We start from the raw sequence: 19,016 nt of genomic DNA, 5'->3' as shown, positions 1-19,016 counted from the left end.
GTATAGAAATTACGTAATAAACATGGATTTGTATGCTCTCATTCAATAAATCTTAACCTCTAACTCTAAGGACTGCCTCTTTATCAATATTCAAAAACGATTACGTTTTTGGATTAGTGTTCCGGTTTTTCTTGACCAGCTTATTGAATAACTACACATAAACTCCTTATATCTCTAGATAAACTACCGATTAGCTCCATATAGACTCTAGATAACCTATATAGAATATAAGTTATCAAGGAGGTAAGAAAAAATGAACTTTATGAAACGAGCAATTCTCAGTATGAAAAAAAGAGTAGGAACATCATTAATTTTGATGGCAGTCTTCCTAATTGTTACAAATTTAGTGTTGGCAGGATTCACAATCCAAAATGCATCAAAAAAAGCTGCGGATGCAGCAAGAAAAAAACTCGGTGCAGATGTTACTTTAAGTCTTGATTTTGACAAATTAGGTCAACAAGCTCGGGAAACTGGAGAGATGCCTAATCCACCGAAGCTTAACACAAAAGAAGCAGATCAATTAGCGAAGTCAGAGTATGTAAAAGACTATAATTACATAAGCAATACTTTCGGAATTTCGGATGGACTTAAACTAGTAGGAGCTTCAGAAGGAGAAGAAGAAGGAAAAGGTAAAGCGGGAATGGCGGCTGTACGAGGCGGTTCAAGCTCCGGTACAGAAATAGATATGAATGCTTCTTTTATGATTGAGGGAGTTCGCAAGACTGCATTACAAGAAAGCTTTAAGAATGGAAAAAGTAAAATCATTGATGGGAAACCAATTACAGAACAGATGAAAGATCAAAATGTAGCTTTAATGGAAAAACGATTAGCGGAATTAAACAATTTGAAAGTAGGAGACAAAGTTAAAGTGCAATCAGGGGATAAGAAGGAAACCCTCGAGGTTGAAATTATCGGTATTTACGAAACGAATGAGCAAGCAATGGGTCAACAGGCCCCACCTATAATGGATCCAGCTAATAAACTATTTATGCCGCATTCAACTATGAAAAAATTAGAAGTAGATCAAGGTATAAGTAGCGTTCAAGTCGTGTATTTCTTGAAAGATCCACAAAACATTGAAGCATTTAAAAAAGAAGCGAAAAAATCTGATATTGATTTTAATTATTATAAATTAGATGCACATGATTCATTGTACAAACAAATGATTGGTCCTATCGAAAATATCTCTTCTACTTCTCAAATGATTATTTATATTGTATCAATTGCAGGTGCGATAATATTAGGGTTAATCATTATGCTATCAATTAAAGGACGTCGTAAGGAAATGGGGATTTTGTTGTCTATTGGGGAGAAAAAATGGAAATTGATGGCACAGTTCGTGGTAGAAGTAGTATGTGTCGCTATTTTAGCATTTGGATTATCCATAACAACAGGAGCTAAAGTTTCTCAATATATAGGGGATAATTTACTTTCAAGTGAAGTCGCTACAGCAAGCGAAGAAACAGACACCACGCAAAATGGGACTGTAATGATGTCTGGACCTGGTGGAACTGTACAAAATCAAAAAGAGGATCCGATTGATAAAATTGATGTAAGTGTAACAGGAGAAGATGTAGGGAAAATGGGGGGGATTGGACTAGCTATTGCTATATTAGCAACGCTTCTTCCAGCATTATCTATTCTACGTTTAAATCCAAAACAAATTCTTTTAAAAGATGAATAAGGAGGCTCGATATGGAAACGATTTTACAATTTAAAAATGTGGACTATTATTATGAAAGTAATGGGAAAAATGTAGCGATACTAGATAATGTTAATTTTTCTTTTCAAAAAGGGCATTTCTACACGATTTTAGGACCATCTGGATCTGGTAAAACAACAACTCTTAGCTTAGGTTGTGGACTGGATGTCCCTAAAAATGGTTATGTACTGTATAATGGAAAAGATATTCGAAAAATTGGTTTGGATAGATACCGCAATCAAAATGTATCTGTCATTTTCCAATCTTATAATTTGATTACCTATATGACTGCTCTTCAAAATATCCTAACAGCTATGGAAATTACAGGTGTTAAAGTGCAAAATAAAACTGCAAGGGCATTAGAATTATTAGAGAAGGTAGGACTCACAGAAGTAGAAGCGAAACGTAACGTTCTGCAACTAAGTGGCGGGCAACAACAGCGTGTAGCAATTGCTCGAGCGTTATCTTGCAATGTTGATTTACTGATTGCAGATGAGCCGACAGGAAACCTCGACGAAGAAACGGCAATGGATATAATAGAACTGTTTCAAGAACTTGCACATAAAGAAAATAAATGTATTATTGTTGTGACGCACTCACAGGAAGTTGCTAAAAAATCAGATCGTGCAGTTTATTTAAGTAAGAAGAAGTTGGTAGTAAACGAAATCTAATATAAACACTCTAATTTTTTAATTCACATAATTTTCGAAAAATTATTTCTTCAAATATTAATATTTGATATACAATAAAACCAAGCCATAATCAAAATGGTCTCCCTGTATTGGATGTTAAGATAGTTTGTTGTTCCTTTTTTAACAATATTTGAAAAAGAACTTGTAGAATATTCTACAGGTTCTTTTTGTTATGACCGGTTAACTATATTATTTAGGAATTACATATGAAAAACGGGACAGTACCTAGATGTATGATCTAAATACTGTCCCGTTTAACTGTTTATCTGTATAGTTATTGAAGAATTAAACCTACAATCATAATTAAACTAAATACTATCATCCAACCAAACGCACAATAGCCGAAAATTCTAATCCATTTAGGTAATTGATTCATGTTAACTTTATTTGTGGGAACTCCTTGCATAGAAAACATCATTTTTTGATCTCTATCCCTATTATTTTGTTGTTCATACATAATATCATCACCCTTCTAGAACGATTGTGTTTATAGTATATGAGCCTGGAGATAACTAAGCACAGAATATTCGACAATTATAGTGAATTAATCTGTTTTCCAGTGCTGCATACTAAATTTCAAAAAACTAAGATTTGATTATTCAAAAGATATATATACTAAAGTATTTGTTCATTTAAAACATAGTAAACCTTTTAATAAGAGATGCTTATTATTTGGTATTGAATAATTTAAATAAATTCAATGATACTTCTTAGCGTTTAGATACGTATATGTCTTTCAAACTATATGTGCCGTAAAGTAGGAGCAACTTACAGTTATGACTATTATTATTTATTCGTTACTTTTAAAACATCTAACACTATTTTAGTTGCATCTGCAATAAGTTTATCATCGTATTTCGCATCTTCTTTCGCATGATTAGAAAGTATCGCAAGAATAATTGGCTTTTTATTTGGTGGCCAAATGATTGCGATATCATTCCTTGTTCCATAAGACCCAGAGCCAGTCTTATCGGCTACTTCCCATTCTTCTGGAACTCCAGCACGAATTAAGTTGTCCCCCGTAGTATTCCTTTTCATCAATTCTATTAAAAAGTTCCGTTTCTCAGTTGAAAGTATATCGCCTAGCGCGTAAGTTTGAAGACTAGTAGCTAATGCCTTTGGGGTACTAGTATCATGAGTGTCTCCTGGTTGCACTTCGTTTAATTCTGGTTCAAAACGTTCAGGGTTTGTAACAGTATCTCCGATTTCTCTCAGTGATTTTTTGAATTCACTTGGCCCACCTAATTGTTTAAGAATAAGATTTTGTGCAGTATTATCGCTATATCGAATGGAAGCATCCGCAAGCTCTTTCAGAGTCATACCTGTATCTACATATTTTTCAGTAATTGGATTGTAATTCACAAGATCTTTGCTAGTATATTTAATTCTTAGATCTAAATCTTCTATTGATTTCTTTTGTAACAGTGCTCCCACAGCAAGGGCTTTGTGGGTAGATGCGTATGCAAACCGTTCATCTGAACGATAAGTAACGGTTTGATTCGTACCTGTGTCCAATGCATAAATACCAAGCTTAGCATCATATTCTTTTTCCAGCTTTACAAAAGAATGATTACTTGTATTTTCTTGTTTTGTTTGTTTCGGTGATTCTGATTGAGTATTACTATTAGAACAGCCTATAAGCGTTGCGCATGAAAGTAATACTACAGGGAGCATCTTTTTATAATGCGCGATGTGAAAAAACTTCTTTGAAACTATCATACATTTTCAACCTCTTTCAAGAATATATGGATTTTGTTTAGGTATTTTACATACCGATACAACTAACAAATGTACCAGATAGCACTCCTCATGTGTTTCTTGCATTACAAAATAAGAGAACTACCAAAAACACCTTTTTTATACGTAATAGACAATCTAAGTAACACATTTGTTCCATTTATGATTAAGATTTTGAATATATCCATTAATTTTATTTATAAGAATCACAAAATCCACCTTTTTTGCACGCCACTTAATTTAATGTGGATTTAGATTGAGTTTACCTCGTAATGGGAATTTCAATTGGATTGCGCATATATAACAACCTCGTTTCGGACAGAATAAGTAATAACAACTACTGATTTCATTTTAAGTGAGGTGTTATACGATACATACGACAAAACAAAAAAGACTTGTGGTGCAAAGTATAACTACATTTAGTCTACTAATAACGACTATCTTTACACCCATGCTTATTTACATTGTTTATGGATTACAGATTTCGAAAGGCTTTGAGGGATACTGGCCATCAATCTTGTTTTATACAACTTATATGACGGGTGTGTTTATCTGGATACCTATTGTGAATAAGGCTGGGATTCACCGCTCCTTATATTGGGCTGTTTCTATTCTGATAGTATCATTACTTAGTGTTACTTTCTTTGGATGGAGCTCAAGATGGCTAGAAATAAGTGCGTTATTTTCTGGTTTTGCAGTTAGTACAATTTCTACCATGACGAGTACTTTATTGTTTCTACATGTGGAGGGCGGGGGAAAGGTTTATAATAAAAATCAACAAGCGATTATTATTGGTATCGTTTTTCTTTTACTATTAATCGTATTGTTAGCGATTAGTTTTCTATCGCCGCCGCTGATAACATGCATATATGGGATTTGTTTAATCAGTATCCTTTTTGCTATAAAAAAAATGCAGAGAACAGAGTTAGCCAAAGGGCTTTTACCTATCTCCATCGTATCGGTTGTAGGAAAGTTTCTTTTTGTCTCAATGCTTATTCTTTTGATACGAACAAGTCGTAACATAAATAATGAACAATATATTTTCTATTTTTTTCTGCTCTCTATAGCGCTTATTTGTTTCATGTTTTTGAGTTTGTTAAAAGGAAAGTTCTTTCATAAACTTTCATCTTCTTTACCAATTCGCTTAAAGGCAGAATCATTTTTACTGGGATTAGGAAATGGATATTTATTTTTGATGGGTATTTTTTATAGTTTTACTTTCTATAACATGTTAACCTGTATTTTCATTTTAGTTGGACCATACCTATTAGGGATTTTGATGTCCATATTTTTAGATATCAAAGCTGCTAAGAAAGTTAATCCAATCCATTTGTTTTTAGTAAGTACTTTAATCATGATATTCGGGTTTTATTCTCCAATATTTATAGTCCTTAGCGTTACATTTGGGAGCTATGCCATTAATAGTATTTCTTCTCAAAATAATATGAAAGTATATATGGTGAATGCTACACATAGAGAGCTTTCTTTACTCATTTACACAACATGGAGAAATATGGGGAATATATTTTTACAATTTTTTATATTGATTGTGATTGTGGGAGTAGGGGTGTTTTACGATGTCGAATGGTCGCAACTTTTCCAAACAATTGTTGGGAAGGGTCAAATGCAGATTGAAGGGTTATCCGTACAACGATTGATGTTTATGTTAGCAATTTGCTGTTGGCTTGGCATGGTGGGCTTAGGTATGTGGATTGGTAAAAAAACTAATCCCAATATTGCTTAAAAAGTAACTCGAAAAATAACAATACTAAAACTACAAAAAACAAACAAACTCGTCCTACTAAGAGGGGAGTTTGTTTGTTTTTTGTTTAGATAATGGAATGTTCATGCTAAATTGTACACTACGTCCCATATTCTTTATAGAATACTTTATATCTAGCGTTTCAAGAATTTGTTTAACAATATATAGCCCCAAACCACTTCCTCCAGTATTTCGATTCCTTGATTTTTCAATTCGATAAAATGGTTTGAAAATTTGTTGTATATCCTCTTCTTTAATATTGACACCTGTATTCATAATTTGCATTTTGATTTGACCTTGTTTAGAATCCTCACTTAACTTTATATAGACTTTTTCATTATGTGGTGAATACATAACCGCATTATGGATAATATTTTTACATGCTTTTTCAAAAAGAACACGATCTGTATAAACAGAAAGATCAGAATCAATTTCTTTTATTATTTGGATGCTTTTTTGAGAAGCAAAAAATTCGAGATCTTTTGTGATTGTATCTATTAACTTCGAAAGATTAACTTCTTCTACTTTTAGTTTAAAGGTGTGTTGTTCTAATTTCGACATGCTTAAAATTTCACGAACTAATTGTTCCATACTTTCAATAATTTGATGATTTTTCTTTAAATATTGATCACGATTTTGATAAGGGCCAATATTGTATATCATCCCTTCTAAGTATCCTTTCATTACAGTAAGAGGGGTCTTTAATTCATGTGCTACAATCGCAAAAAACTCTCTGCGTTTTGTTTCTATTTCTCGTTCTTTTTCAATATCATTTTTTAATTGTTGATTTGCTTTTTTTAAATCAAACATAGCTTGTTGTAAGTTAATAGACATGTCATTCAAACTATTAGATAATTCTCCTAACTCATCTGTAGAGCGAACCTCAATTTTTTCGGAGAAATCTAAATTTGCCATCTTTTGTGCACCCTCATTAATATAAATAAGTGGTTTTGTAATAAACCTGGAATAGAAATAAGCACTCCCTACACCAATTACGAGTACAATGATACTAATATAGGGGAGAAAGCGTACTAAAACCTGTGAAGCTTCATCAATTGGTTGAAATGTAGCAAAGACTACAAGCGTTAAACTACCATCTTGGAATTGAATTGGTTTCGTAACGTTATATGAATTGCTAAGGGTATCTGCATTCTCGAATCGTGTTGCTTTAGTAACCACTGTTGTTTGCATACCACTTTCAATAAAAGAAATTGAAGGAGAGTAAATAATTTTCCCCTCTTTATTTTGAAGATAAAGCATCGCATTATTTTTTTTGGCGTATTCATCAAAAAGTGGTATCGCATCTTGAAACGTAAGATCTTTAGACTTATCAATTATTTCTTTTATCCCTGTTTGAAGTTGATCTGTTTTGTATTGCTCATAAAACGTTGGGAGAAAAAAGTATAAAGTTAAATAAATCAATACTGCAAAGGATAACAAAATGAGGGATGTAGTCAAAAAGAGTTTATAAGTAATTTGCTTCATCTTCATGATTTTCACAATTTTATTCATCAATTTTATAACCAATACCCTTTATTGTTTTAATGTAAGGGATAGCTAATTTTTTACGTAGGTTTTTAATATGTGTATCAATTATTCGTGTCTCTCCAAAATAATCGTATCCCCAAACTTTTTCTACGATAATTTCTCTTGTAAGTACTTTTCTCTCATTTTGAAATAGTAGTTGTAGAATTTCAAACTCTTTTGTCGTTAATAAAATTTCAACGTCATTTACATATACTTTATATGCATCAACATCGACACGCACTTCTTTAAACACCAAATGATTATTTACATTGTTATCATAACTTCTTCTCAGTACAGCTTCGACTCGTCTAATCAAAACATGAAACGAAAAGGGTTTTGTTATATAATCATCGATTCCAAGATCAAACCCTTTCATTTGATCTTCCTCTTCTTCCAATGCAGTTAGCATAATAATTGGTACGTTTGACTGACTTCGAATCATCTTGGATACTTCAAATCCATTAAGATTGGGCATCATTACATCTAGAAGAATTAAATCAAAGGATTGCTTATTAAATTGTGTCATACCCTCTAATCCATCTGATGCGACTACCACTGTATACTGTTGTGTCATTAAAAATTGTTTAATTAATTCCTGAATTTCTTGATCGTCTTCTACCACGAGAATATGATAGTTTTTCATAATATCACCTCTGGTAGTCATTATAGCCTTACTATCTGGAGTTTATGTGGAGATAAATTAGGAGATTTCACAAGACGATTATTGTGTTAGCTCCACGTTCAATAAAATGAACGATTAATATTTAAGTAAAACTAATGTATAATAATGTAAATTGCATGTAATTTCTTAAAACTGTATGAAAATATACTTTTGCTTCTTTACCAGAAGGGGAAAAGGAAATGAATTTCAATATAAAAGAAGCTACCGAAATACTAGAGCGCGTGCCACAAACTTTGGAGTTTTTTATCTAGTTCTCTGTTTAATCGTTAATCGCCTAAATAACAACTCTTTTGGTAAACCAAAAGTTTAAAGGAATGAATTAGGGATTATTTATATAATGCGAGAAAGGTTGTGAAATTATTTGAGGGGTTATAAAGCAATGCTATTTGATTTAGATGATACGTTACTTGATAGGGATAAGGCAGTAGATAAACTGTTTTCCATTATTTTAGAGGAGTTTTATGGGGATGTTGAACAACATTCAGTAAAAAACGCAATGTTACAGAAATTCAAGGGATATGATAAAAAAAGCTATGGCCACAGCGATAAAGTGAAGGTATTGGAATCATTATTTGATGAATTCCCACCGAAATATAGATTACCACGCAATTACATTCAAGACTTTTGGAATAATAATTTCCCAAAATGTTTTTCTATAAACCAAAAAACTATTAATATCATAAATACTATAAAGTCACATATTAAAGTTGGAATTATAACAAATGGCTCAACTCAGAGGCAAAAAGCAAAAATAATTAACACGAATTTGAATCGTTATTTTGATACAATCATTATTTCTGAAGAAGCGGGATTTAGTAAACCTGACAAACGCATATTTGAATTAGCATTAAATAAGCTAAATGTACAATCAGAAGATGTATTATTTGTTGGAGATGACTTAGAAAAGGATATTGCTGGTTGTCAAAATGCAAATATAAAGGGCATATGGTTCAATCCTAATATGATTAAGAATAATACCGACACAAAACCATATGCCGAGATTACTTCTTTTGATAATTTATTAAGTTATTGTGGAGAGATAAATTTTCAAAAATAGTAAAAAGATAGATTACCCTTAATTTCATTGACCGTATGAGAAGTTTTAAAACAATAATTATTTACGATGATATAGAGGATATTGAGCCAGGGGCAAATCATTTATGTGTGTTAATGAAGATCTACACAGCATGTTTAATATATACTTTATAAAGTATATAGGAGTGAGACTATGAAAATAAAGAAAGTAGTAATTGGCGGAATAAATATTGCCGTCGTCAGAAACGATACAGTATTAATATCCGACGTTCAATCTGCATTAGATCTCATGGCAACAGTTCAATATGAAGCAGATTCAAAGCGGATTATTATCAAAAAATCATTAATAAGTGAAAGTTTCTTTGACTTAAAAACACGTCTTGCGGGTGATATTCTTCAAAAGTTTATTAATTACAGCGTGAAAATTGCTATCGTCGGGGATTTTTCTATGTACACTAGTAAAAGCTTAAAAGATTTCATTTATGAATGTAATAAAGGTAAGGATATTTTTTTCTTAGCAACTGAGCAACAAGCAATTGAAAAGTTAAGCTCATTGAAATAAAGATATAAAATGTATTTCGAAAGAGGCATCCGTGAAGGTGCCTCTTATTTGTATTTTTATATAAATATGTTTTTCAAATTTAAATTTTGTACCGGTACAGTAACTGCAAATGTACATTGTTACTATATCCCTTCAAATTTACAATCAGCATATATTATTTTAATTTATAACTTATTAAGGGGTGCTGAATATGACAAAGTTACAAGATCAACTTTTCACAAGATTAAACCTTGAAAAACGTACTGAAATAAAATTTGAAGAATTAAGTACAATACTCTTTGCATTTGCCCACACAATCCCGTTTGAGAATTTAGATGTAATAGCAAGTAATGCGAATACAATTTCTATGGAAAACTTACAAGAAAAAATTTTAACTAGATCCCGCGGCGGACTTTGTTATGAATTAAATACTCTTTTTTACTATTTTTTAAAAGATAGTGGTTATGATGTACAACTCGCACTAGGTACCGTATATAAAAATGATATAAACGCTTGGGCACTTGAAGATGGGCATATAACAATTATTTTAAATTACGAAAACGTAAGGTACTTAATTGATGTAGGTATTGCTTCATTAGTACCTCTTGTGCCAGTACCGTTTACTGGCGAACTTGTTTCTTCTAAAAACGGTTCGTATCGAGTAAGACAAAAAGATACGAGTAAAGGAAACTATGTTCTAGAAAGAATAGATGTTGATGGAGAATGGAAAGTTTGTCATGCTTTTTATAAACATATTATTGATGAGACAGTAGTAAACGATGTTCAAAGAAGAGTGATAGAAGATGAGAAATCTATTTTCAATAAAGGACCCATTGCAGTGAAATTGACGGACTCTGGCCATGTCTCATTAACGAATACTAGTTTAACTGAAATTATTTATGGAGAAAAAACGAAGCGTGAAATTACAGAAAATCAATATAAAGAGCTTTTATATACTTTATTTGCTATTGAGTTGTGAATATAAGATAGCTGGTTCTTATTCAGAATCGGCTATTTTTATTATTTTTGGTTTAAATGGTTTTCGTCTAATATGTTTCGGAAACTGCGGTATAGTTAACGTTTTTAACGTTTCCTCAGCTTCTTCATATGTATGAAAGACTGGCTCTTTTCCATTATCTCCTTGCAAAACTAGCCCTTCATCTCGGATTACATACGGCATAAAACCACTCCTTATAGTAAAAAAATTATGGTCTATTGAAACAGAATGATACGATTTCAAGTTTAATTTTCTTAATAGATATAATACACTAGAACAGTATAAAGAAGTATATAAAATGAATATTGGATGTAAAGGAAGATTATAATGTCAGTTATTGATAAATTGAAACTAAATAAGTATACAAATATGGTCGTTATTAACGAACCAAGTGATTATGACATTTTCACAGGTAAAGAAACTTCATTTTCAAAAGAACATGATGCTATTTTTATTTTTGTTGAAACACTTGATGAGATGGTGAAACAAACGAATTTTATTATTAGTAATGAAGACTTACTAACTGAAAAAGGTTACGTGTTTTTCGCATATCCGAAAAAAGGTAATGCTCGTTACAGTACGTTTGTTCACCGTGATGAGATGTTTCCGGCATTAAACGTTGGAGATGATGGATATGTGGGGGAAAGTGAAATTAAATTTGCGCGAATGGTAAGTATGGATGACGTTTTCACTGTTGTTGGTTTAAAACGTGAAAAGAAAAAAGCGAAGAAAACACCTGCTGCAAGTCAATGTGTTGCTGATTATGCTGATCGAATTCAAGATGTGGAAACACTATTGACTGACCATCCGACTGAGTTGAAATTCTATCAAAGTTTAACACCTGGATATCAAAAAGATTGGGCACGTAATTTATTTTCTGTAAAACAAGAAAAAACACGCGATAAACGTCTTGAGAAAATGATTGAAATCCTTTCACAAGGCTATAAAACAATTGAATTATTCCGTAAGAAGAAAAAATAATGTTTAGGAACGTCACAATGATGCAACAATTAATTACGTTGAGCACATTGAAAAAAGGATTCCTTTCAGTATACTAAAGTATGTTCTTATATTTAAATAATTAGCAAAAGAGAAAAGGTGTTTGAAATGAAATCGTATATTGTAGTTGGAGCTGGAATTTTAGGGGCATCTACTGCCTATCACCTTGCTAAGGCCGGTGCAAATGTAACAATTGTTGATCGTCAAGAGTTAGGTCAAGCAACTGATGCAGCAGCGGGTATTGTATGCCCATGGCTTTCACAGCGCCGTAATAAAGCATGGTATAAAATCGTTAAAGGCGGTGCGCGTTACTATTCTTCGTTAATTCAGCAATTAGAAGAAGACGGTGAAACGGATACAGGTTACAACCGTGTAGGTGCAATTAGTTTACATACTGATGAGAAAAAACTAGATCAAATGGAAGAGCGAGCGTATAACCGCCGTGAAGATGCACCGGAGATTGGTGAAATCACTCGTTTATCAGCTGAAGAAACGAAAAAATTATTCCCAGCATTATCGGAAGAATATAGTTCTGTTCATATTAGTGGCGCTGCACGAGTAAATGGAAGATTATTACGCAACGCATTAATAAGCGCTGCGAAAAAGCATGGTGCAACTTTCATAAAAGGTGATGCAGTATTAGTCCGTGAAGGGAATCATATTACGGGAGTTAAAGTAAATGACGAAACAATTGTAGCTGAAAAGGTAATGGTAACTGCAGGCGCATGGGCGAATGAAATCTTGAACCCATTAGGAATTAATTTCTTAGTTACGTTCCAAAAAGGACAAATTGTTCATTTACAAATGGAAAATACAGCAACAGAAAATATGCCAGTTGTTATGCCGCCGAACGATCAATATATTTTGACATTTGACAATGGCCATGTCGTAATTGGTGCAACACATGAAAACGATACTGGATTTGACCACCGTGTAACTGCAGGTGGTTTACATGAAGTATTCCATAAAGCATTAACAGTTGCGCCTGGCTTGGAAGATGGCACAATGATTGAAACAAGAGTTGGCTTTAGACCGTTTACACCAGGGTTCTTACCTGTTATTGGACCACTACCTAATTTTGAAGGCATACTCATTGCGAACGGATTAGGTGCTTCAGGATTAACAGCAGGTCCATACTTAGGATCTGAACTTGCGAAACTTGCGTTAGGGAAACCGATTGAATTAGATTTAAATGATTATGATGTTGCTGGGGCAATGGAATAGTAATAAACAAAAAAGATTAGGAGTGATTTCCTAATCTTTTTGTTATGTTATTTGGGCGTAACTAAGTATTTTGGGAGGTAGGAGTTCTTTTAAACAAGGGGTACCACCACATCGTTATCAAGCTAAGAAAATAGATAACCCACAAAATAAAGCGATATACGTGATCCCAATTAAAGTTTTTTAAACCTAATTGGACTTACCATTAAGAGAGCGAGGATTAATGTAATCCATGCATTGCTATATGAAAACAATCCCATACCGGCCAATGGTAATCCAGCAGCTGGAATAGGTAATCCCTTAAAATATCCAATGGTTGGTTTTACACTAAATTTAGCTAATCTTAAAGCACCCATCGTTGGGAAAAGGATAAATGCCAAAGAAGTTAAAATAGATGGTGTTGCTATCGAATGAAATAAAAGTGCAGGAGCAACTCCGAAACTAACAATATCAGCTAAGGAATCCAATTGTACACCAAACTCACTGTTCACTTTTAATTTTCTCGCAATTCTTCCATCAAGGAGATCTAAAACAGCTGAAAAGAAAATAAAAATGGAGGCTACTTCCAAATAGTCACTCATATTCATGGTAATTGAAAAAACACCGCACAATAAATTTCCAATCGTAAATAAATTGGGTACAGCTTTTACTATTTGATTGAACAAGGTTGTCCCCCCTAAGTTGATCAAACTTCACGTTTATGTAGCATTTTCTATATATTCTTCCGTTATTCTTGAAAATATATGACCACTGTATGCTAAGTAAATTTCGACAAGAGAAAAGTCGATTTCCTGTACGTTATGTTGGTTTATAAACATGTTTGATCAAAGGTAAGTCTATTACTGCTGATTTACCTAATATAAAAAGCCTGTTTTTGAAAAAAAGAGTTATCAAAATAGGCTCTAAACATATTTTATAGAATCACTTTTTATAAAATATGGTTAATTATTTTCGGTACGCGTTGTTGAATATTAGCACTCGATAGTTGAAGTGCCGAGTAGTCAAGCATTTTCCTCCGGTTGGTGGATAAGACCAACCGCTCCAGTTTTAAATGTATTGTTTTTTATAAGTTTAAGATTGATTTTGTCCGTAATTTCTTTAATAAAGGTAGTCGACTGCCTAAGACTACAGGAAACATATTAATCCGATATTCATCAATCAATTCAGGTAGTTTACGAAACTCTGGTTTTCCGTCAGAAAAGATTAGTTTGATATATTAATTATATAGTGGAACAAGATCATCGTTTTATTAAGAAACATGTGCGTTCTATTTTGGATTTAAGTCCTATAAAACAACATCTACACACTAAAAGATGCATCATATCTTCATATAGTCATAAAATTAATCTGTAGTCGAAAATGCGTAAAGAGCTGCTAGAATGAATTACTGAGAATACGAAGAATAAAGGAGAGAAGCGGAGTAAAAACTAAAAAAATTAGACAAAGAAAATGGAGAGATGAACTAAATGTTAAAGATCATCAAGCATTTAAAACCATTTATTGCTTCCATCATTGCAGTTGTATGTCTTTTAACTGTACAGGCAGTATGCGATCTATCACTGCCAGACTACATGTCTAACATTGTCAATGTAGGGATTCAACAAAAAGGTGTAGAAAATGCAGTACCTGAGGTTATTCGTAAAAGTGAAATGGATAAACTTACGCTCTTTATGAATGAAAATGAGAAGAAAAAAGTTGCTGACAACTATGTCCTTTTAGATAAGAACAACCTCTCTCAAAGTGAACTAAAAAATGACTTAAAAGATTATCCGCAGCTTGATAAAGAGCCACTTTATAAGTTACATACAGAAGATAAAAAAATAATTAACGGACTTAACGATATCTTTGGGAAACCAATGTTAATTACACAAGGAATTGAAAAAGGTGGCTCATCTGCTTTCTCTTCTGCTGCGACAGGTGACAACAACACACCAGCGAAACTTCCGCCAAATACAGATCCTTTTGCAATCATTGCGAAACTTCCTCAAGATCAAATCAATGCAATGAAAGAAAAGGCAGATGAAAAGTTTAAGAATATGCCAGGCAGCATGGTAACACAATCAGCTGTTTCATACATTGAGAATGAGTATAAGAAAATCGGTATCAATACTGATAAACTTCAATCTAATTTTATTCTTACTTCCGGCGGGAAAATGCTACTTTTATCCTTAGTAAGTATGGCAGCTACCGTTATCGTGAGTTTACTTGCTGCAAAAGTAGCTGCAGGACTCGGCAGAGACCTTAGAAAGAAAGTATTCCGGAAAGTTACCAACTTCTCGAATGCGGAGTTTGATAAGTTTTCCACTGCATCTCTAATCACAAGAAGTACAAATGATATCCAGCAAGTTCAAACACTTATGGTTATGATGCTTCGCATTGTATTCTATGCACCAATTTTAGGTATCGGCGGCATTATTAAAGTACTTACTACAGACCTTTCAATGGGATGGATTATCGCAGTTGCGGTAATTGCGATTTTAAGCCTAGTCATTGGTTTATTTAGCATCGCGATTCCTAAGTTTAAGCGTATCCAAAAGTTAGTAGATAAAATTAACTTGATCACTCGTGAATCTTTAACAGGTATGCTCGTTATTCGTGCTTTTAATACTCAAAAACATGAAGAAAAGAAATTTGAAAAAGGAAATCAAGATTTAACAAAAACAAATTTATTTGTAAGCCGTTTAATGTCATTTATGATGCCAATGATGATGTTTATCATGAATGCCGTTACTGTACTTATTATTTGGGTTGGATCACACCAAGTGGATATGGGACATATGCAAGTTGGTGATTTGATGGCATTTATGCAATATACAATGCAAATCATCATGGCCTTCTTAATGATTTCAATGGTATCTATTATGGTTCCACGTGCTTCAGTTTCCGCACAACGTATCGCAGAAGTTTTAGATACTGACATTACCATTAGTGATGTAAAAGAGCCGAAAACATTTGCTTCAGACAAGAAAGGTTACGTTGAATTTAAAAATGTTGGCTTTAGATACCCAGGTGCAGAAGAAGATGTGCTTTCCAATATCACCTTTACTGCAAAACCTGGTGAAACGACAGCTTTCATCGGATGTACAGGTAGTGGTAAATCAACATTAATCAACTTAATTCCACGCTTTTACGATGTCACAAGCGGCCAAATATTAATAGATGGAACGGATATTAGAGAAGTATCTCAGAAGGAATTAAGAGAGAAAATTGGTTATGTACCGCAAAAAGGAGTTCTCTTCTCAGGTACAATCGAGAGCAATTTGAAATATGGTAAAAAAGAAGCAACTGAAGAAGAACTCGAAAAAGCGGCGGAAATCGCGCAAGCTATGGAGTTTATTAACGCGAAACCTGAAAGCTTCCGCACAGAAATATCACAAGGTGGTACGAACGTTTCCGGTGGTCAAAAACAAAGACTTTCTATTGCGCGTGCTCTTACGAAAAAATCAGAAATCTTCATATTCGATGATAGTTTCTCAGCTCTTGACTTTAAGACAGACGCAGCATTGCGCAGAGCTTTAAACAATGAGATTACAGGAAGTACTATTTTACTTATTGCCCAAAGAATCAGTACAATCATGAATGCCGATAAGATTATTGTACTTGACGAAGGAAAAATAATTGGGACTGGTACTCATGAAGAGCTTATGGAAAACTGTGAAGTTTATAAGCAAATTGCTTTATCACAACTTTCAAGAGAGGAGTTGTCATCATGAGTGATAGAAAAATAGAAAATAGAAAACAAAGCGGCCCTGGTCCTGGCGGTGGCGGTCCTATGGGCGGCGGCATGAGAAAGATTGAGAAAGCAAAAAACTTCAAAGGAACGATGAATAAACTCCTTCAATACTTGAAGCCCTATAAATTATCAATCTTAGTCGTTATCCTTTTCGCAATCGGTAGTGCAGCCTTTACAATCGTTGGTCCAAAAATTTTAGGAAACGCGACAACAAAACTTTTCGAAGGACTCGTAAGCAAAGTATCAGGAGCACCCGGTGCGGCCATTGACTTTACCTATATCGGAAACATTGTCATTTTACTCCTTGGGTTATATATACTAAGCACTGTGTTTGGTATTATCCAGGGGTACATTATTTCTGGAGTAGCTCAAAAAGTATCTTATAACTTCAGAAAAGAAATCGCTGAAAAAATTAACCGTATGCCGCTGAAATACTTTGATAAAACAACGCACGGCGAAGTATTATCGAGAATTACAAATGACGTAGATACGGTGAGCCAAACTTTAAACCAAAGTATGTCGCAAATCATCACATCCGTTATTACAATCATCGGTGTACTTATCATGATGTTATCAATCAGCTGGCAAATGACATTAGTGGCGCTTTTAATATTGCCAGTATCGATGATTCTCATCATGGCAGTCGTAAAACGATCACAAAAATACTTCAAATCCCAGCAAGAATATTTAGGACACGTAAACGGTCAGGTCGAAGAAATTTATAGTGGTCACAATATCGTAAAAGCCTTCAACAAAGAAGAAGAAGAAGTAAAAAAATTCGAAAAGGTAAATGATACCCTTTACCATTCCGCATGGAAATCTCAATTTTTATCTGGAATGATGATGCCGATTATGACATTTATCGGTAATATCGGTTACGTCGCTGTATCTATTTTAGGTGGATGGCTTGCGGTAAAGAGAACCATCGCAGTTGGAGACATTTTAGCCTTTGTGCAATATGTTAGAAGCTTTACGCAACCAATCGCTCAAGTAGCACAAATCGCGAACGTACTTCAATCTACTGCAGCTGCTGCAGAAAGAGTCTTCGAATTTTTAGAAGAAGAAGAGGAAGTGCCAGAAGCAGAAAATCCAGTGAAGCTGCAAAAAGTTCAAGGAGAAGTTGCCTTCCAAGATGTTCAATTTGGATACAATCCAGATAAGATCATCATCAATAATTTCTCATCTAACATTAAACCTGGACAAAAGGTAGCAATCGTCGGACCAACCGGAGCTGGTAAAACAACGATTGTAAAACTGTTAATGCGTTTCTATGACATAAACAGCGGTGCAATATGTATCGACGGTCACGATATAAAAGACTTCACGCGAGAAGACCTGCGCAACATGTTTGGTATGGTACTTCAAGACACTTGGCTATTTAACGGCTCCATCATGGAAAATATACGTTACGGTAGACTCGATGCTACAGACGAAGAGGTAATTGAAGCAGCGAAAGCAGCTCACGTTCACAACTTCGTAAAAACATTACCAAATAAATATCAAATGGAACTAAACGAAGAAGCAAGCAACGTATCCCAAGGACAAAAGCAACTACTAACAATTGCACGTGCCCTTATAGCGGATCCGAAAATATTAATACTCGATGAAGCAACAAGCTCCATTGACACTCGTACAGAAGTACTGATTCAAAAAGCGATGGAAAACCTTATGGAAGGTAGAACAAGCTTCATTATCGCTCATAGATTATCAACAATACGTGATGCAGATTTAATCCTTGTCATGAAAGACGGAGATATTGTAGAACAAGGTAATCATGAAGAGTTATTGAAAGCTGATGGTTTCTATGCTTCGCTTTATAATAGTCAGTTTGAAGGTGCGGATGCTTCTTGAGTTAGGTGAAAGTCCATTTAAATAACTAAACCCACGAAGAAAATGCATTTTCTTCGTGGGTTTTTATTATTTTTAAGGTTCTGTTACAAAGTTTTTAAAAGTAAGCTAGACTTTTGCAAAACAGAGTGAGGAACATGATAAATGGGATATTTTAAAGGGAAACAATTTAAAAAGAACATTATATTACTTTAAAATGCAGAAAATAGACTAGTAAACAAGCTGTTTTTGTTTTTTAGCATAGAATATGATGAATCCTAGAGTTAAGAGGAGGTAATTATATTTATGGGATGTAATGGTAATTTTAGACGTTTCCGAGATTGTGATAGATTTTGGGATGATTTAATGTTTTGTAGACGCAGACATAGAGATTGTGATGACCGTCGTTGTAGACGTGACCGCGACTGTGATTGTGATGAATGTCGTCGTAGACGTAATCATGATCGTGACTGTGATTGTGATAATCGTCGAGAATGGTAAATTCCTTTCAATGAGTGCGTTTCTTCACAGCACTCGTTTTTTTTATTTATGGGTTTTCTG

Annotated in this window: 17 protein-coding genes and 1 pseudogene; 12 read left to right on the top strand and 6 right to left on the bottom strand. The window is 33.7% G+C overall.

From position 1 onward, the window contains the following. Window positions 1-253: 253 nt before the first annotated feature. Both MKX77_RS11410 and MKX77_RS11405 read left to right on the top strand, forming a co-directional pair. Window positions 254-1,684, top strand: coding sequence for an ABC transporter permease (locus MKX77_RS11410; RefSeq protein ID WP_341306683.1), 1,431 nt, complete (start codon window positions 254-256; stop codon window positions 1,682-1,684). Window positions 1,685-1,695: 11 nt separating this feature from the next. Beyond that, window positions 1,696-2,373 carry an ABC transporter ATP-binding protein gene (locus tag MKX77_RS11405; RefSeq protein ID WP_098778329.1) on the top strand — a complete coding sequence of 226 codons (678 nt, stop codon included), beginning with the start codon at window positions 1,696-1,698 and terminating at the stop codon, window positions 2,371-2,373. A 295-nt stretch (window positions 2,374-2,668) separates the two neighbouring features. Here the strand turns inward: MKX77_RS11405 and MKX77_RS11400 are convergent, their stop codons facing one another. Both MKX77_RS11400 and bla read right to left on the bottom strand, forming a co-directional pair. Beyond that, the gene (locus MKX77_RS11400) at window positions 2,669-2,851 is read right to left on the bottom strand and encodes a hypothetical protein (RefSeq protein WP_002172101.1); all 183 of its coding nucleotides are present in this window, start codon (window positions 2,849-2,851) and stop codon (window positions 2,669-2,671) included. Window positions 2,852-3,180: 329 nt separating this feature from the next. After that, complete coding sequence (gene bla, locus MKX77_RS11395; protein ID WP_341306682.1) at window positions 3,181-4,113, bottom strand: class A beta-lactamase; 933 nt, start codon at window positions 4,111-4,113, stop codon at window positions 3,181-3,183. 469 nt (window positions 4,114-4,582) lie between these two features. Here bla and MKX77_RS11390 point away from each other — a divergent pair, with 469 nt between their 5' ends. Then, window positions 4,583-5,875 carry a hypothetical protein gene (locus MKX77_RS11390; RefSeq protein WP_341307953.1) on the top strand — a complete coding sequence of 431 codons (1,293 nt, stop codon included), beginning with the start codon at window positions 4,583-4,585 and terminating at the stop codon, window positions 5,873-5,875. 57 nt (window positions 5,876-5,932) lie between these two features. Here the strand turns inward: MKX77_RS11390 and MKX77_RS11385 are convergent, their stop codons facing one another. Then, window positions 5,933-7,405, bottom strand: a complete 1,473-nt coding sequence (locus tag MKX77_RS11385) for a sensor histidine kinase (protein WP_341306681.1) — start codon at window positions 7,403-7,405, stop codon at window positions 5,933-5,935. Continuing rightward, window positions 7,398-8,063, bottom strand: a complete 666-nt coding sequence (locus tag MKX77_RS11380) for a response regulator transcription factor (RefSeq protein ID WP_098778334.1) — start codon at window positions 8,061-8,063, stop codon at window positions 7,398-7,400. The genes MKX77_RS11385 and MKX77_RS11380 overlap by 8 nt, the downstream gene beginning before the upstream one ends. Window positions 8,064-8,481: 418 nt before the next feature. Between MKX77_RS11380 and MKX77_RS11375 the strand changes: the two genes are divergently transcribed. From MKX77_RS11375 to MKX77_RS11365, 3 genes are all read left to right on the top strand, one after another. Continuing rightward, window positions 8,482-9,159 (top strand): HAD family hydrolase, encoded by a 678-nt coding sequence (locus MKX77_RS11375; protein ID WP_341306680.1) that lies wholly within the window; start codon window positions 8,482-8,484, stop codon window positions 9,157-9,159. Between the two features lie 171 nt (window positions 9,160-9,330). After that, window positions 9,331-9,699, top strand: coding sequence for a DUF4180 domain-containing protein (locus MKX77_RS11370; RefSeq protein ID WP_002085351.1), 369 nt, complete (start codon window positions 9,331-9,333; stop codon window positions 9,697-9,699). Between the two features lie 190 nt (window positions 9,700-9,889). Beyond that, window positions 9,890-10,657 carry an arylamine N-acetyltransferase family protein gene (locus MKX77_RS11365; RefSeq protein ID WP_341306679.1) on the top strand — a complete coding sequence of 256 codons (768 nt, stop codon included), beginning with the start codon at window positions 9,890-9,892 and terminating at the stop codon, window positions 10,655-10,657. Window positions 10,658-10,675: 18 nt separating this feature from the next. On the opposite strand, the gene MKX77_RS11360 is transcribed toward MKX77_RS11365, so the two are convergent. After that, a complete protein-coding gene (locus MKX77_RS11360) occupies window positions 10,676-10,858 on the bottom strand; it encodes a hypothetical protein (RefSeq protein WP_002013279.1) in 183 nt (60 codons plus the stop codon). A gap of 144 nt (window positions 10,859-11,002) precedes the next feature. Between MKX77_RS11360 and MKX77_RS11355 the strand changes: the two genes are divergently transcribed. Both MKX77_RS11355 and MKX77_RS11350 read left to right on the top strand, forming a co-directional pair. Beyond that, on the top strand, window positions 11,003-11,656 hold the full coding sequence (locus MKX77_RS11355; RefSeq protein ID WP_341306678.1) for a YdeI/OmpD-associated family protein: 654 nt from the start codon (window positions 11,003-11,005) through the stop codon (window positions 11,654-11,656). Between the two features lie 126 nt (window positions 11,657-11,782). After that, window positions 11,783-12,898: an NAD(P)/FAD-dependent oxidoreductase gene (locus MKX77_RS11350; protein ID WP_341306677.1), complete on the top strand. Its 1,116-nt coding sequence runs from the start codon at window positions 11,783-11,785 to the stop codon at window positions 12,896-12,898. 170 nt (window positions 12,899-13,068) lie between these two features. Here MKX77_RS11350 and pssA read toward each other — a convergent pair whose 3' ends face one another. Next, window positions 13,069-13,560: a CDP-diacylglycerol--serine O-phosphatidyltransferase gene (gene pssA / locus MKX77_RS11345; protein WP_002085344.1), complete on the bottom strand. Its 492-nt coding sequence runs from the start codon at window positions 13,558-13,560 to the stop codon at window positions 13,069-13,071. A 547-nt stretch (window positions 13,561-14,107) separates the two neighbouring features. Here pssA and MKX77_RS11340 point away from each other — a divergent pair. From MKX77_RS11340 to MKX77_RS11325, 4 genes and pseudogenes are all read left to right on the top strand, one after another. Next, window positions 14,108-14,199 (top strand): annotated as a pseudogene (locus tag MKX77_RS11340) (IS6 family transposase); the annotation flags it as partial. Window positions 14,200-14,361: 162 nt separating this feature from the next. After that, window positions 14,362-16,608 (top strand): ABC transporter ATP-binding protein, encoded by a 2,247-nt coding sequence (locus MKX77_RS11335; RefSeq protein WP_341306676.1) that lies wholly within the window; start codon window positions 14,362-14,364, stop codon window positions 16,606-16,608. Continuing rightward, window positions 16,605-18,479, top strand: coding sequence for an ABC transporter ATP-binding protein (locus MKX77_RS11330; protein ID WP_341306675.1), 1,875 nt, complete (start codon window positions 16,605-16,607; stop codon window positions 18,477-18,479). Before MKX77_RS11335 ends, MKX77_RS11330 begins: the two co-directional genes overlap by 4 nt. Window positions 18,480-18,761: 282 nt before the next feature. Further along, window positions 18,762-18,956 (top strand): hypothetical protein, encoded by a 195-nt coding sequence (locus MKX77_RS11325; protein ID WP_215556456.1) that lies wholly within the window; start codon window positions 18,762-18,764, stop codon window positions 18,954-18,956. Window positions 18,957-19,016 lie beyond the last annotated feature (60 nt).

The organism is Bacillus sp. FSL R9-9410 (assembly GCF_038050385.1).
Taxonomy (GTDB): domain Bacteria; phylum Bacillota; class Bacilli; order Bacillales; family Bacillaceae_G; genus Bacillus_A; species Bacillus_A cereus_U.
The sequence above is the reverse complement of the archived record's forward strand: the minus strand, read 5'-3'. Positions and strand labels throughout refer to the sequence as shown.

Bases quoted from the DNA above. Each gene is read 5' to 3' on its own strand.
- MKX77_RS11410 (WP_341306683.1), top strand. From the start codon at position 254: ATGAACTTTATGAAACGAGCAATTCTCAGTATGAAAAAAAGAGTAGGA.
- MKX77_RS11405 (WP_098778329.1), top strand. From the start codon at position 1,696: ATGGAAACGATTTTACAATTTAAAAATGTGGACTATTATTATGAAAGT.
- MKX77_RS11400 (WP_002172101.1), bottom strand. From the start codon at position 2,851: ATGTATGAACAACAAAATAATAGGGATAGAGATCAAAAAATGATGTTT.
- bla (WP_341306682.1), bottom strand. From the start codon at position 4,113: ATGATAGTTTCAAAGAAGTTTTTTCACATCGCGCATTATAAAAAGATG.
- MKX77_RS11390 (WP_341307953.1), top strand. From the start codon at position 4,583: ATGCTTATTTACATTGTTTATGGATTACAGATTTCGAAAGGCTTTGAG.
- MKX77_RS11385 (WP_341306681.1), bottom strand. From the start codon at position 7,405: ATGAATAAAATTGTGAAAATCATGAAGATGAAGCAAATTACTTATAAA.
- MKX77_RS11380 (WP_098778334.1), bottom strand. From the start codon at position 8,063: ATGAAAAACTATCATATTCTCGTGGTAGAAGACGATCAAGAAATTCAG.
- MKX77_RS11375 (WP_341306680.1), top strand. From the start codon at position 8,482: ATGCTATTTGATTTAGATGATACGTTACTTGATAGGGATAAGGCAGTA.
- MKX77_RS11370 (WP_002085351.1), top strand. From the start codon at position 9,331: ATGAAAATAAAGAAAGTAGTAATTGGCGGAATAAATATTGCCGTCGTC.
- MKX77_RS11365 (WP_341306679.1), top strand. From the start codon at position 9,890: ATGACAAAGTTACAAGATCAACTTTTCACAAGATTAAACCTTGAAAAA.
- MKX77_RS11360 (WP_002013279.1), bottom strand. From the start codon at position 10,858: ATGCCGTATGTAATCCGAGATGAAGGGCTAGTTTTGCAAGGAGATAAT.
- MKX77_RS11355 (WP_341306678.1), top strand. From the start codon at position 11,003: ATGTCAGTTATTGATAAATTGAAACTAAATAAGTATACAAATATGGTC.
- MKX77_RS11350 (WP_341306677.1), top strand. From the start codon at position 11,783: ATGAAATCGTATATTGTAGTTGGAGCTGGAATTTTAGGGGCATCTACT.
- MKX77_RS11335 (WP_341306676.1), top strand. From the start codon at position 14,362: ATGTTAAAGATCATCAAGCATTTAAAACCATTTATTGCTTCCATCATT.
- MKX77_RS11330 (WP_341306675.1), top strand. From the start codon at position 16,605: ATGAGTGATAGAAAAATAGAAAATAGAAAACAAAGCGGCCCTGGTCCT.
- MKX77_RS11325 (WP_215556456.1), top strand. From the start codon at position 18,762: ATGGGATGTAATGGTAATTTTAGACGTTTCCGAGATTGTGATAGATTT.